The following is a 13636-nucleotide window of genomic DNA, read 5'->3' on the forward strand; positions in this document are numbered from 1 at the left end:
TATATTAGGAATTTTAAAAAGATTTTATTATTCCACTAGATTTCTTAGATAGTATACAAATAAAACTTAATATAAAGTTACGCTAATATGGTATTGGATAAATATTCTACAATTTACGAAATATAAGGAACTAGGAATTATGTATATTTTATTCAGGAGGGTAATGATGACCTTAAGAGATTTAATCCCAAAAGACAAATTTGATAACTCAACAATTAAGCAGCTTTGTAAGTTAACTGATAATGAAATAAGACCTATTATTTTCGATTTATTGGAGTGGCTACAAGATTATAATTGGCCGATAGCAAAAGATATTTTACCAATTGTTATTTTACATCAAAATATTGCTATACCGCACATTATAACAATTTTGCAAGGCAACAATATGATGTGGAAATATTGGATTATAGAATTAGTGATACCATATTTGATATATCCAAATAAGCAACTGTTAAAAAGTGAGTTGGAAAGATTATCTTCTCTTGAAATTATTGATGACGATATTGATGAAATAGTTAAAATGTCAAAAAATTGCCTTACGATTTACTATACATAAAAAGTATAATTGGAAGTTGTCTCATTAGAATGTTTTTATAATGCCTGATCAGATAAAGATGCATAATTAAATTTGGTAAAATAGTGAACATATTTATATTGAAACGAGGATAAGTTAGATGCCAACATTAAGGAATATTGAATTACACGTAAGTTATATACCAAGTAAAGGAATTGAGGATTTACTTGTTGGAAAGAGTAAGGAAGAGCAAAATAAGATTACAACAGAAGATTATAACAATAACATGAAGCAAAGAAATTCTAAATTTAGATTGCAAACAAGAAATATTACTGCTTTTTATGAGAGATGTTTAAAAGGTTATAAGAATGATAAATGTTGTAAGATAAACATAGAGTGTGCTCCAAACTCAGTTATAAGATCTAGTGTAGTACTAGGAATATATACAGTTCATATACCTTATGATATTGATGATTTTTTTAAGCTTAATGATTTTGATAAGAAGAGAAAAACTCTCGACCTAATTAACATAGCAATAGAACATATTGTAGAAAAAGAGCAATGGGACAAAATAAGATTTGATGAGGCTTATGATCAAATTATCTCTGAAAACTATATTAATACTTGGATATGGAAGAAGCAAAAACATAGCCCAAATAGAAAATATATTGCTAAAGTCTTTTGTGAACATGATATATATTACTGTGATATTGGAATCATTATTGTTGATAAGAGTGGACAAATAATTAAGAAAGAAGTTGTTGTAACAGAGATTCCTACTGCGTGGGTGTTCATAAAATACTTTGGTGATTTAAAATGGATATCTAATAATGAATTGGAGTTTATCGGTAAAGATGGTAATTCACGATTCACTATTAAAATTTAAGAAGATTAAAATTAACGTATGTTTTTGAAATATTTTATTAGTATTATGCATTTAAAATTGAATATAAATTTATGATACCGTGTTATTCAAATGAATAAGCGGTATTTTTACTTAGCAATTCAAAAATAGTACTTAGTATTATGAAATTATCGCGAAGTAACTACCTAAAAAATATTATATTGAAAGATTATATTATAAGATTTAGTATAATTTTATTAATTACAAAACTATATTAAATAGGTTTTAATAAAAGGAAAAAGCATTCTTTAGAAAACCTACTAAAAAATGCTTTAATTTGTAAATTTGTTAACATATTTTTTACTAAATACGCTTCTAATGATTGTTCAACTTAATACCTTTATTAAACAGGAAATGGAGTGTATGGGGCTACCCAAAGTATACTAATATCCATCGTTGTAGACGTATTATAAGTGCTACTAGTAGTAAAATTTGAATTTACAGAAATTAATCTAATTGATTGAGTATTTATATTTACAACATGGAATACATCTGTTCCATCAGAATGAAGTCTTCCAATACCAGTTATGTGGGTTGAAACAGTATCAGAGCCTGCAACATAAGATGCTTGATATCCATTTAGCCCTATTATAGTAGTGTTATCATTTACGTTTTGGACAGCAAATGCTAAAGGGTCACCAGGAGGAGTTTCTACCCATGATGCATTTAGATTAATAATAACTTGATACACCCCTGGTAAAGTAAGTGCAAAGGTATTGTTATTTAAAATAACAAAGTTTTCAGATTGGTATTGTAAAAGCTCTATTGGAAGAGGATCTGTAGATGCCACATCTGTTATTTGGCCTGAGTGAAGTATTGCGAATGGCAATTGTTGAGGGCCAGTAGCACCAGTTTCACCGGTTGCACCTGTTACGCCAGTAGAGCCAGTAACACCAGTTTCACCGGTAGCGCCAGTAACGCCGGTAGCACCAGTAATACCAGTTTCACCGGTAGCACCTGTTACGCCAGTAGAGCCAGTAACACCAGTTTCACCAGTAGCGCCTGTTACGCCAGTAGCACCAGTAACACCAGTTTCACCGGTAGCACCTGTTACGCCAGTAGAGCCAGTAAGACCAGTTTCACCGGTAGCACCTGTTACGCCAGTAGAGCCAGTAACACCAGTTTCACCGGTAGCACCTGTTACGCCAGTAGAGCCAGTAAGACCAGTTTCACCGGTAGCGCCTGTTACGCCAGTAGAGCCAGTAACACCAGTTTCACCGGTAGCGCCTGTTATGCCAGTAGAGCCAGTAACACCAGTTTCACCAGTAGCGCCTGTTATGCCAGTAGCACCAGTAACACCGGTAGCGCCTGTAGGTCCAGTAACATTAGTTGGAGAAACTATATCATCTTGTACTATAACTAAAGTTGCTTTAACTGGAACTAAGGAACTTAGAACGGCAGTTCCTTCACTTATATAATTTAATGTCAAAGTAACAGGAGCAGATACTACATTAATAATTCCAAAACCAACAACTTCCCCAGTCTTAACAGGAGAATTTCCTTCAATTAAATCTCCTTGTGAGGAAGTTAATGCGAATACAACAAAGTTAGGAGATGTAGCTGTCTGTGTTGCTACCCACCAGTTTAAAATATAACGTCCGGCTTCAGTAAAGGTTACTACACCAGAAGCTGTATCATACGTAATATTTCCTGAATTATAAACGATATTATCAAATATTACACTTGAGCCAGACTGGATATATGCATTGGCTAATAGTTCAAGCTGAAGAGATGAATTACTCATATGAATCCTCCTTGTATAAAAATAATCAGGTATAAAAATAGCCTGTGTTTTATACTATGGATATAAATAAGATAATGTGTCATAAAATGTAAATGAATATATATTTGAAGGGAAATAGAGAAATATGAAAAGATAATTAGTTCGCAATTCAAAAATAGTACTAAGTATTTTGAAATTATTGCGAAGTAAGTGGTTCTTTGAAAATTGAACAATATAGCATTGGGATAATATGCTATAATTAACTTATAAATGTAATGAAATATTGCGTCAAGAATAATAGGACAACATTGGCTTCAGACAAATATCCAGTATCCGCATTAAAGTATTGAATTTGAAATATGATTAATGAAATGGGGAATATGTGTATGGACAGCAGATATAAAGATATAGTAGGTAAAATAATTAAATATGGAGAAAAATCCGAACTCGTTAAAGCAGAAGTTCTAATTGGATCTCAGTCAAGGCAAATTGATTGTGCTGATGAATATTCAGATATTGATGTTATGTTATTTGTTTCAGATATTGATTTTTTTATTAATTCAGATGAATGGATTAGCTCCCTTGGAAAATACTATATATCATTTGTTGAAAAAACGGTTTCTGGAGGCATGGAAAGACGTGTTATTTTTGAAAATGCTATGGATGCAGATTTTATTTTTTTACAGGCAGATAATTTTAGCAGAATTAATGAATTATCTGAGATAGTTTCAAGATCCTATAAAATGCTTCTAGATAAAGATAATTTCACAGATATTATAAGTCATGTAGCACAATCGGATAAATCATTTTCTATTCCATCAGAAAGTGAAATCCAAAATCTTATCAGTGAATTTTTCTTTCATGTTATATGGGCTTCCAAAAAGATTATGAGAGGTGAGCTCTGGGCAGCAATAACATGTGTAGATGGTTATATGAAAAAATTACTTTTAAAAATGATAGAATATCACTCACACGCTTTACATGGCACAGATTATGATACTTGGCATAATGGCAAGTTTATTGAACGTTGGGCAGAACCGTGGGTTGTAAAAGAATTTCAAAATATTTATGCACGATATTCTAATAAAGATATAATGAAAGCTTTATTAAATACAATGAATTTATTCCAGAAGATAGCTATTGAAACTATGGATAAATGGGATTATGAATACCCTGTGATTAGTGACAAATATGCTGCTGAATGGTTTAATAATATTAAATATCAAAGCTTATAATTTGTTATGAGCTAATTAGTAATTTTTAAGAGAGAATAATTAACTATTTTTATCGAAAATTATGTGAAAAATTTATATTTAGTACAGGAGGAATAAAGGAGTGAAGCATGCAGGGACACAAGTAATAAAAACTACACGCTTGACATTACGGAAACTCGAACTTACTGATGCGGAAATGATGTTTAGGAATTGGACAAGTGATGAGGAAGTTACACGCTTTTTGAGGTGGGATGCACATAAAACAATTGATGATAGCAAGAAAATGATTCAAATGTGGGTTAACAAGTATCAATCTGAGTCCACTTATTACTGGGGAATATATCTAAAAGATGGCGAAATGATTGGCTCTATTGGTATATTGATAACTTCAGAACATGACTTCAAGGCTGAATTAGGTTACAAGATCGGTAGCTGTTGGTGGGGTCAAGGATATACTAGTGAAGCGGCAAGAGCTGTTATCGATTATATGTTCAAAAATACGGATGTTGAACGAATTGAATCATATAACTCGGTAGAAAATCCTGCTTCAGGGAAAGTTATGGAAAAGGTTGGAATGAGCAAGGAAGGCTTTTTACGACACAACTATAAAATCCGTGACGGCTTTCAAGATTGTACTTTATTCGGAATAATACGAGATGAATGGGAACAAACAAAATAAACAGTTGGAGCATCTATATTGCGAAATCAATTTGGATTAATCACAGGGAAGCAAAAGTAAAGATGATAGAAAAATATCTTTTATCAAACGGAATTAAAAAAACTATAGTATTGAAGCGAGCATTGGAAGGCTGTTTGCCAGTGAAGGTAAGAAGGAAAATTGAAGATATATTAAATCAGGAGTTTATAAATGAAAATGAATAGATTTCTAAATTAACGTATTATTCAAATGAATTTGCGGCATTTTTTACACGCAATAGTAATTTAGGAGGAACTATATTAACACAAAGAGAGGTTACACAAATGAATGATATTAGAGAAAAGATAACCGAATTGATAAATAATTATTATGATGAAGGATTTTTTCTGGGGAATACAGAAGAGTCTTTAATTAAAGAAATTGAAATTAGACTTGGAATTATACTACCAGAAAGTTATAAGTGGTATGTAAAAACATATGGCTGTGGAGGTATAGGATTTGATATTATCGGAGTTGGTAAAGATAATAACTTGTCAGTAGTAAACAGTACAGAGAAGTATCGGAAATTTGGCTTGGCTAAAGGTTTAGTAGTTATAGAGGATGTTGGAGAATGGATATATTGTTTAGATACTGATAGAATAAAAGACAATGAATGTCCTGTTGTAACGTGGTCTATGCATGATAAAGATGGAGTTATAGAACGAAATGATAATTTTTACGAATATTTGTTGGGTAATCTCAATGAGGCTATAGATAACCTTTGATTTATAAATTCATTTAGTTAGCAACATTTATTATATTATGAAAATAAAATTATATATGAAGATATAGAAATACCGTATTATTCAGATGAATAAGCGGTATTTTTTATTTTGTAATACAAAAAAGTTAGTTCAAAGCATGAAATTATTGAGAAGTAAATGTTTCTTTGAAAATTGAATAATGCTGTAAAAAACTATTTGAAGATTTGATTTTACTTATAGTTTATATGGAGTTAATTAACTTAATATGATATAATTACCAATAATAAAGTTAGGAAATCAAGGCATACTTAATAATTATTGGAGGCGTTTATATGATTATCGATGCACATGCACATGCTGCAGGGGAGTATTCATCAGCAGAATCTATAATAAATATATCTCAAAAATATAAAATTGAAAAAATTATACTTTGTACAAGTCCTAAGAATATTTTGGATTTAAAGAATCCGCCAAATTTTCCGCTAAAAAAATCTCCAAATAGTAATTATGTACTTAATAGAATGCTTAGATTTGGATATACGCATTTTATGAAAGATAATGGTGATGGAAATAAATATGTATTCGAGTTAAAAGGTAAAGTGCCTGAAAAAATAATTCAGTTTCTTTGGGTGAATCCACTTGATAAAGGGCATATAGCTAATATTGAAAGAAGTATTCATGAGTATCAACCAAAAGGGATTAAGCTTCATCAAGCATGGAATTCTTTTAAAATAGACAATATTGAATTTGATACATTGATTGATATAGCTAGGTCTCATAAACTACCAATTTTTATCCACTTATATTCCAAAAAGGAAACATGGAAATTATTACAGTATATAAAGAGTAATCAGGATATTGTATTTATAATTGCACATATGGCTGGGTTAGATATATTTAAAACAGATAAAAGTTTTTTGAAAAATGTGTTTTTTGATACTTCTGGATCTGATAGGGTTAGGGGAGAAGACATTTTAAATGCAATTAATTCATTTGGCTATGAGCATGTAATTTTTGGTACTGACACACCTTTTGCAAAAATAGACGACCAGATAAATAAAATAGATCAATTAAATTTATCTGATAATGTGAAAGACTACATTTTTAAATTAAATATCAGTAATATTTTGTCTTTATAAATAAAATAACGATATTTAATGTACAGAATAATGATTTCAATTAATAAAACTTAATAACTTGAGATATATTAAATTAATCCAGAGCTAAATTCTAATTTTATGGGAAGTTTCCCTATATTATACAGATAAAATTAAATATTGAGTTATGATAATACCGTATTATTCAAATGAATTTACGGTATTTTTTAGTTCGCAATTCAAAAATAACAAATAAACACATGCATTATTGCATGTGCTAATACTTAATAATTATAATTCTTTGCACTGTATATAATATCCTCCACGAGCCATTTTTACTGTAGCATCATATAAAACACCATCTAAACTAAAAGTAACGGGAGTAGCAGTATTTCTAAATTCAAGTTCATGCTTGGTATCAATACAATGTTTTTGAATATATTTACAGATTATTGAGAAGATGGATACACTAGAGCATCCTCAATATCGATATAAAAAGTTTTTTTAAAAAGATTCTTTAGAAATTCAATCAATCATCAACACTTTCCTTATTATTGAATTTTGTATTAATATTATCCATGTGATTCTATATATTAGTATTATATGGCTGCAATACATTTAGTGTCAATAAGTGGAAAAAGGATAAGGATATTACATTAAATGTGTCACTTATTAGAAAATCAAAATAACTGAAGAAATCTGAAGCTATAGAACAATTGAAGCTAGATGTGATATGACATAATACAAAAAAATGAAACTATTGCGAAGTAAATGATTTTTTAAAAATTGAATAATATGGTATTTATAAAACATGTTATAATGAATTCATAATAATATACTAAATCAATAATTTGGTATAAATAAAAAATTCATGCAGAATTTTTTAGGATGAATGATTTATGAAGGTGAAAGTTTATACATTGTATGTGGAGGCGTTATTATGGAGGGAAATGAAAATTATAAAACTGCATACGCAGCAGCCTATGCAAGATTGATTGAGCAACATGAACCTACAGAAACAAGATTATTTAATGATACATTTGTTAAAAACTTTTTTAGTAAGTATATTAATTCTATTATGAGGTTTGGCGCTATTAGAAAATTCATGATTTCAATGTATAACTCAACATCCATAGGGCTTTATGGATTACAAGTGTGTAGAACAAAATATATTGATGAAAAGCTTAAAGAGGCTATTGATAATGGAGTTGAGCAAGTTGTTATATTAGGAGCAGGACTTGATACTAGATTATACAGGATGTTAGATAGTGATAGAGTAGTAGGATTTGAAATTGATCTTCCAATTATACAAAATGAAAAGAAGAATATAATGAGCAAATGCCTTGGAAAGTTGCCTAACAATATAAACTTTATTCCAATTGATTTTAATACTCAGACACTTGACGAGGTGCTAGAAATTAAAGAATTTGATTTCTCAAGGCCTATTTTCTTCATATGGGAAGGCGTTACGCAATATATTACTCAAGAAGCTGTAGAAAATACATTGAAATTTATTTCAAAAGCTTCATACGGAAGTGCACTAGTATTTACTTATGTGTTAAAAAGCGTGATTGATGGAACTGAGAGTAAGGTAGGGGCAGAAGCATTGACTACTTTATTTAAAGCAGGAGGGGAACCTTGGAGTTTTGGTCTAAACCCATCAGAAGTAGATAGCTTCATAAAACAATATAACCTTAAACTTATTGAGAACGTAGATATGTCTTACTATGAAGAAAATTATCTAAAAGGTATAAACAGAAAACTACATGTTTCACCGATTGAAAGAGTCGTTTATGCAGAACTAATTTAAAATATATTTTTACATCTATTATAAGTATAACCATTTGAAATCATATAACTATGATATACTTAGTTAAGTAAAAATAGTTAGATATTGGTACTCATTATAAGTATTAGGTGGAAGGAAGGGTGCAGTAAAATGCCAAATAGTCAAGCTCTTAATTATCAAGTTGAAGCATGGGATACACTTCAACACCTTTTCAGAGTTAAAAATATTAATGACCATACATTGCATTTTGTAGCAACACTTGCAGAAAAACTTGATTTAGACCGTTTTAAACAGGCAGTAAATATTTCGGCTAAAGCATTTCCTCTTATTAGAAGTAGTTTCAATGAAAGTAAAAGTCAAGCTTATTGGCAGGATAGGGGATATACAGCAGATGATATGGTAAAGCTTGTAGTAACATCGAACACGGATAAAAATATTAATGCATTTGTCTGCAAAGAAATAGATGCTCTAAATGGTCCGCAGCTTAAGATTGAGGTTATTCGAGATGACAAAAGGGACACTCTCTGTGTTTTAATTAATCATATGTTATGCGATGCTGCTGGATTTAAGGATTATCTTTATATGCTGGCTGACATTTACTCAAACATGAGAGAAAATTCAAGCTATTTTCCAACACCAATGGGTAATAGAAGGATAAGTCAAATATTAAAGGCGTTTTCAGTAGGTGACAAAGTAAAAATAATATTTAGTAAAAATGATATGTTTTCACTTGATCCAGCTAAGTTTGAACTTGAGGGGGATATTAGTAATCCGTTTATTGAGATTCGAGAGATTTCAAAAGAGCGTTTTTGTCAAATTAAAGCCTATGCCAAAAAGCATGATGCTACCGTGAATGATGTCATTCTTACAGCTTACTTGCGGGTACTTTATCAAATATTTGGACGTGGTGTTAGTATAACTTGTACAGTTGACATGAGAAAATATCTTCCGAGTAGAAAAGCAGAAGGTATTTGTAATTTATGTACTAATCTTACTTGCAATATAGGTTCGGAGATTGGTACAGAATTTGAACAAACTCTTGTTAAAGTAAAAAGGGCAATGGATAAAGAAAAATTAAGTATTGCCTGCGTTAAAAGTATCAATTTAATGGAAAAGGTTTTTGATATATTTCCTTATAAATTGGCAAGGGGTATCATAAAAAAGAAATTTACTAATCCATTGATTGCATTCACCAATATAGGGATACTTGATAAGACAAGGCTTAAGTTTGGGAAGGTTGAAATTACTAAAGCATATATGACTGGTTCAATCAAATATAGTCCCTATTTTCAGTTAGCTATCTCAACATTTGATGGTCAGGCAATACTTAGTATTAATCTTTATGGAACCCAATCTGACAGAAATACAATATCGTTCTTTTTAGATAAACTTGTTCAAGAGTTAAATGTTGACTAGCTAAACGTTCCTTTTACAGTTTCCACAATTGAATTAGTTAATTTTTTAATATCTTCATTATTTATTTTATAACCTGATGTATCTTTACGGGTAGGCTTAGGATCAGAAGGTAATAAATCGACAATATGCATATCAATAAGTGAAGTTGGTTCTTTTCCTACTATTTTTTTTAGTTCACTTTCTAGTTTTGGATTTACGCCATCAGCTCCACCGCTTATTGAAATGAAAGCATAGCTACATTGAGTTTGTTTAAGATACTTTAGGTATGCGCGAAGTGGTGTGGCTATCTTTCCCATCCAAATTGGACCTACAAAGAGAACTAAATCATAATCTACAAGAGTTTCTGGTGGTGGTTGTACCTTGGGTGTTTTATTGAAAATTACATCTAGAACAATTGTACCCATAGTTCTAGGATTAGGTTCTGTAATTTTGATGTGCTTAGCTGTAAATCTTTCTGCTATACTTTTAGCTAAAGCTTCGTTGTTACCGGTTAATGAATATGAAATAACTACAACATTCATGATAAATCCTCCATTCTAAATATATATAATAGTCTTTTATAAATATTTGGTAATTAGTCCTTTTTAGAGCAATCCATCAAGCCACTCATTGTAAACTCTGCTAAATATTCTAAAACTTGAGGGAAATACTTAAGACCAATCTCTTCTTTGTGTGTATCAATATTGATTAAAGCGCCAAAAATAGCCATAATCATTTCAGCATTGATATCATTTCTAACTTTTCCTTCATTTTGCCATTTTTTCACTATTTCTATAAAACTGTCATATAAAAAATCAACATGATCAAGCCCGTTTTGTTCACGATAGCTTTGTTCTATTTTATTGAAGACATCTTTGTTATACCATTCCTTTAGTATGGGATTTGAACTCATACCTTCAAAATTCAGATACATCATTTCCCTCATGACATTAATTGGGTTAGCCTCTAAATCTAGGGATGCCATTATATTCTTTTTCAGTTTCTCATTTTCTTCTAAATAAATATCCATAAATAGTGTATCCTTTGAAGAATAGTAGTTATAAAAGGTTCCAGTAGCCATTCCAGCCATTTTTGTTATTTCAGCAACATTTGTATCTTTAAATCCTTTTGAACTGAACAACTTTCTTCCACATTCTATAATATCCGCTTTTTTATCGTTCAAATTAGTTACCTCCTTGTAATTTTAAAATATATCTTTATTTATGCTTAAGCATTTTATGCCCTAAAAAATCAAAAAAACACCCAAATATCTTTTTTATTGGTAATAAGGTAGTATCATAATAATAATCGGACGTAAACCATCCTTTTTCTTTATAATACTGATAATCCTTATATTTTTCATCTAAACTATCAATGATGCTTGTGCGAGACATATGAAATATAATCAGACTAAAAAGAGAAGGAGCTGGCGGCGTTGGACGCATAAGTTCCTTGTAAAATCGTCTGGAAGCCTTCTTGATTTCTTGAGTTATTTTTTCCTGTTGAAGCTTAGTTATAGGTTCTAATGTTGTTAAATAACATCCTTTTGCTATATGAAACCCTAAATCTTTTCCTATTTTTTCTAAATACTTAACAATAGATGCCCCTCCATATATACCTTGTGTAACAATAGGCATGAAAGCTTTACCAAAAAAGCGAGGTCTGTGAAGAATGAAAGCTAGACGATCTAAAAAATTTTTCATGAGCGCTGTAACTTGAAAAGAATAATTTGGTGTTGCAAAAATAACTCCATCTGAATTATTTATTTTCTCAATTAGTAAATCTCGATCATCTTTCAAGGGACAATACTCTTCTCCTTTATTAAAGCATAATTTACAACCTCTACAATGTTCAAGCTGATAATCACTTAAAAAGACGTACTCGTAATCAAGTTCAGTAAAGGCTTTTAAATTTGCAATAAGTTCTTCAGCAGCTCTATAAGTTGCATTCTTTTGTTGGGTTCCTATAAATACAGTTATTTTTTTCATTTAGGATATTACCTCACATTTATTAAATATTCATGCTACAATATGAATGAATAATTTTTTATTCATTCATATTGTAGCATAGGCATTTGTTTCAGTCAATTCTAATTATATTATTTATATACTAAAGTGGAATTATTTTCCTAGATGATTTAGTGACAAATAGCCATAAGATACTAAAAAAAATATCTTATGGCTACACTTATTTAACACAAATAATATTTCCCTTTGTTATTTCTGCTAAAATTTTAGGAGTTAATTTAAAAACAGCGTTAGGAGTTCCAGCAGCAGCCCAAATTTCTTCGTACTGCATTAAATCTTCATCTATAAATGTAGCTATAGGATTTTTGTGTCCAATAGGCGGAATTCCACCTATTGCAAAACCTGTATGTTCCAAAACAAAGTCTGCATCTGCTTTTCCTAATTTTTCACCGATATATTCCTTAATCGCCTTTTCATTAATTCTATTTGTGCCACTTGCTATAATCAATACAGGGTTTTTAGATGTTTTACCCTGAAAAATTAATGATTTTGCTATTTGACTTACTGTACAGCCTATTGTATTTGCTGCTTCTTGTGCAGTACGGGTAGAATCTGATAGCTCTATTACATTAAGCTCAAATCCAAATTCATTTAGTACACTTTGCACTTTTTCTGCGCTCTTCTTTAAGTTAGATGACATAAAAGTTCCCTCCTTCAATTGTGCTTATAATTTTTTTTCACATAATATAGTAAAAGTGTAATTATTATTGTATAATATATTATATATATGTTCACAATAACATACAAGTCTTGGAGGAATTTATATGAAGGACTTTAACTTGATAATAGGTAAAAATTTAAATAAGATAAGAAAACAAAAAAATTTGAGCCTCGATAAGGTTGCCGAACTTACTGGAGTAAGTAAAGGGATGTTAGCTCAAATAGAAAGAGGTAGTTCAAATCCAAGTGTATCTACTCTATGGAAAATCGCTACAGGACTAAATGTATCATTTTCTTATTTTATGGAAGAAGATGATATGGAAATTGTTTATATTTGTCACAATGATATTAAACCTATAGTAGAAAGTGATGAAAAAATGAGAGTGTTTCCTCTTTTCTCATATGATAACACTAGAAGATTTGAAGTATTTACTATTGAATTTGAGGCAGGTTGTAATCATCAATCTTTGCCACACAATGAGGGGACTGAAGAGTATATTATTGTTACAGAAGGGCAGATGGAAGTAGAAATAGGAACTTCAATATACAAGTTATCACATGGAGATGCGATAAGATATTTTGCAAATAAGCCACATTGCTATAGAAATAAAACAAATGAGATAGTAAGTTTTCAACATATAATATATTATTTAAAATAGAAGAAATTGTTTCGGGAAATTCTTCTATATTGTACAGAAAAAATTAAATATAAAGTTGTTATGATACCGTATTATTCAAATGAATTTACGGTATTTTTTACTTTACAATACAAAAAAGTTAGTTTAAAACCTGAAATTATTGCGTAGTAAGTGGTTTTTTAAAATTTGAACAATATGGGGTTGGAACAATATGATATAATTAATTAATAATTGTAAAAAAGAACAAACTGAAAATAATTATTTGTGTAGTGGG

General features: G+C 30.2%; 16 protein-coding genes. 10 read left to right on the forward strand and 6 right to left on the reverse strand.

Going from position 1 to position 13636, the window contains the following annotated elements; translation table 11 throughout:
• The first annotated feature begins 166 nt into the window (after positions 1-166).
• Together P8F83_RS04725 and P8F83_RS04730 are read left to right on the forward strand one after the other, a co-directional pair.
• Positions 167-556 (forward strand): DUF5071 domain-containing protein, encoded by a 390-nt coding sequence (locus tag P8F83_RS04725; protein WP_326513662.1) that lies wholly within the window; start codon positions 167-169, stop codon positions 554-556.
• A 118-nt stretch (positions 557-674) separates the two neighbouring features.
• The gene (locus P8F83_RS04730) at positions 675-1400 is read left to right on the forward strand and encodes a hypothetical protein (RefSeq protein ID WP_326513663.1); all 726 of its coding nucleotides are present in this window, start codon (positions 675-677) and stop codon (positions 1398-1400) included.
• 361 nt (positions 1401-1761) lie between these two features.
• On the opposite strand, the gene P8F83_RS04735 is transcribed toward P8F83_RS04730, so the two are convergent.
• The gene (locus P8F83_RS04735) at positions 1762-3162 is read right to left on the reverse strand and encodes a collagen-like protein (protein WP_326513664.1); all 1401 of its coding nucleotides are present in this window, start codon (positions 3160-3162) and stop codon (positions 1762-1764) included.
• Between the two features lie 365 nt (positions 3163-3527).
• Here P8F83_RS04735 and P8F83_RS04740 point away from each other — a divergent pair, with 365 nt between their 5' ends.
• From P8F83_RS04740 to P8F83_RS04760, 5 genes are all read left to right on the forward strand, one after another.
• Positions 3528-4376 carry an aminoglycoside 6-adenylyltransferase gene (locus P8F83_RS04740; RefSeq protein WP_326513665.1) on the forward strand — a complete coding sequence of 283 codons (849 nt, stop codon included), beginning with the start codon at positions 3528-3530 and terminating at the stop codon, positions 4374-4376.
• 100 nt (positions 4377-4476) lie between these two features.
• Positions 4477-5034, forward strand: a complete 558-nt coding sequence (locus P8F83_RS04745; protein WP_326513666.1) for a GNAT family N-acetyltransferase — start codon at positions 4477-4479, stop codon at positions 5032-5034.
• Positions 5016-5237 (forward strand): hypothetical protein, encoded by a 222-nt coding sequence (locus P8F83_RS04750; protein ID WP_326513667.1) that lies wholly within the window; start codon positions 5016-5018, stop codon positions 5235-5237. The genes P8F83_RS04745 and P8F83_RS04750 overlap by 19 nt, the downstream gene beginning before the upstream one ends.
• 99 nt (positions 5238-5336) lie before the next feature.
• Positions 5337-5777 carry an SMI1/KNR4 family protein gene (locus tag P8F83_RS04755; RefSeq protein WP_326513668.1) on the forward strand — a complete coding sequence of 147 codons (441 nt, stop codon included), beginning with the start codon at positions 5337-5339 and terminating at the stop codon, positions 5775-5777.
• A gap of 311 nt (positions 5778-6088) precedes the next feature.
• Entirely contained in the window at positions 6089-6895 is an 807-nt protein-coding gene (locus tag P8F83_RS04760; RefSeq protein WP_326513669.1) for an amidohydrolase family protein, read from the forward strand.
• A 249-nt stretch (positions 6896-7144) separates the two neighbouring features.
• On the opposite strand, the gene P8F83_RS23540 is transcribed toward P8F83_RS04760, so the two are convergent.
• A complete protein-coding gene (locus P8F83_RS23540; protein WP_420022618.1) occupies positions 7145-7315 on the reverse strand; it encodes a DUF4318 domain-containing protein in 171 nt (56 codons plus the stop codon).
• Positions 7316-7793: 478 nt separating this feature from the next.
• Between P8F83_RS23540 and P8F83_RS04765 the strand changes: the two genes are divergently transcribed.
• Positions 7794-8663, forward strand: coding sequence for a class I SAM-dependent methyltransferase (locus P8F83_RS04765; protein WP_326513670.1), 870 nt, complete (start codon positions 7794-7796; stop codon positions 8661-8663).
• 129 nt (positions 8664-8792) lie between these two features.
• The gene (locus P8F83_RS04770) at positions 8793-10058 is read left to right on the forward strand and encodes a hypothetical protein (RefSeq protein ID WP_326513671.1); all 1266 of its coding nucleotides are present in this window, start codon (positions 8793-8795) and stop codon (positions 10056-10058) included.
• Here the strand turns inward: P8F83_RS04770 and P8F83_RS04775 are convergent.
• The 4 genes from P8F83_RS04775 to P8F83_RS04790 all read right to left on the reverse strand — a co-directional run bounded on the left by P8F83_RS04775 (position 10055) and on the right by P8F83_RS04790 (position 12704).
• A complete protein-coding gene (locus tag P8F83_RS04775; RefSeq protein ID WP_326513672.1) occupies positions 10055-10579 on the reverse strand; it encodes a flavodoxin family protein in 525 nt (174 codons plus the stop codon). The two genes, P8F83_RS04770 and P8F83_RS04775, sit on opposite strands and share 4 nt — an antisense overlap.
• A gap of 53 nt (positions 10580-10632) precedes the next feature.
• Entirely contained in the window at positions 10633-11220 is a 588-nt protein-coding gene (locus P8F83_RS04780) for a TetR/AcrR family transcriptional regulator (protein ID WP_326513673.1), read from the reverse strand.
• A gap of 34 nt (positions 11221-11254) precedes the next feature.
• The gene (locus P8F83_RS04785) at positions 11255-12025 is read right to left on the reverse strand and encodes a flavodoxin family protein (protein ID WP_326513674.1); all 771 of its coding nucleotides are present in this window, start codon (positions 12023-12025) and stop codon (positions 11255-11257) included.
• A gap of 199 nt (positions 12026-12224) precedes the next feature.
• Positions 12225-12704, reverse strand: a complete 480-nt coding sequence (locus P8F83_RS04790; RefSeq protein ID WP_326513675.1) for a YbaK/EbsC family protein — start codon at positions 12702-12704, stop codon at positions 12225-12227.
• A gap of 124 nt (positions 12705-12828) precedes the next feature.
• Here P8F83_RS04790 and P8F83_RS04795 point away from each other — a divergent pair, with 124 nt between their 5' ends.
• Positions 12829-13383: a helix-turn-helix domain-containing protein gene (locus tag P8F83_RS04795; RefSeq protein WP_326513676.1), complete on the forward strand. Its 555-nt coding sequence runs from the start codon at positions 12829-12831 to the stop codon at positions 13381-13383.
• Positions 13384-13636: the final 253 nt, after the last annotated feature.

It is taken from the genome of Clostridium intestinale (genome assembly GCF_035905475.1).
Taxonomy (GTDB): Bacteria; Bacillota; Clostridia; order Clostridiales; family Clostridiaceae; genus Clostridium_T; species Clostridium_T intestinale.

Bases quoted from the DNA above. Each gene is read 5' to 3' on its own strand.
- P8F83_RS04725 (WP_326513662.1), top strand. From the start codon at position 167: ATGACCTTAAGAGATTTAATCCCAAAAGACAAATTTGATAACTCAACA.
- P8F83_RS04730 (WP_326513663.1), top strand. From the start codon at position 675: ATGCCAACATTAAGGAATATTGAATTACACGTAAGTTATATACCAAGT.
- P8F83_RS04735 (WP_326513664.1), bottom strand. From the start codon at position 3,162: ATGAGTAATTCATCTCTTCAGCTTGAACTATTAGCCAATGCATATATC.
- P8F83_RS04740 (WP_326513665.1), top strand. From the start codon at position 3,528: ATGGACAGCAGATATAAAGATATAGTAGGTAAAATAATTAAATATGGA.
- P8F83_RS04750 (WP_326513667.1), top strand. From the start codon at position 5,016: ATGGGAACAAACAAAATAAACAGTTGGAGCATCTATATTGCGAAATCA.
- P8F83_RS04755 (WP_326513668.1), top strand. From the start codon at position 5,337: ATGAATGATATTAGAGAAAAGATAACCGAATTGATAAATAATTATTAT.
- P8F83_RS04760 (WP_326513669.1), top strand. From the start codon at position 6,089: ATGATTATCGATGCACATGCACATGCTGCAGGGGAGTATTCATCAGCA.
- P8F83_RS04765 (WP_326513670.1), top strand. From the start codon at position 7,794: ATGGAGGGAAATGAAAATTATAAAACTGCATACGCAGCAGCCTATGCA.
- P8F83_RS04770 (WP_326513671.1), top strand. From the start codon at position 8,793: ATGCCAAATAGTCAAGCTCTTAATTATCAAGTTGAAGCATGGGATACA.
- P8F83_RS04775 (WP_326513672.1), bottom strand. From the start codon at position 10,579: ATGAATGTTGTAGTTATTTCATATTCATTAACCGGTAACAACGAAGCT.
- P8F83_RS04785 (WP_326513674.1), bottom strand. From the start codon at position 12,025: ATGAAAAAAATAACTGTATTTATAGGAACCCAACAAAAGAATGCAACT.
- P8F83_RS04790 (WP_326513675.1), bottom strand. From the start codon at position 12,704: ATGTCATCTAACTTAAAGAAGAGCGCAGAAAAAGTGCAAAGTGTACTA.
- P8F83_RS04795 (WP_326513676.1), top strand. From the start codon at position 12,829: ATGAAGGACTTTAACTTGATAATAGGTAAAAATTTAAATAAGATAAGA.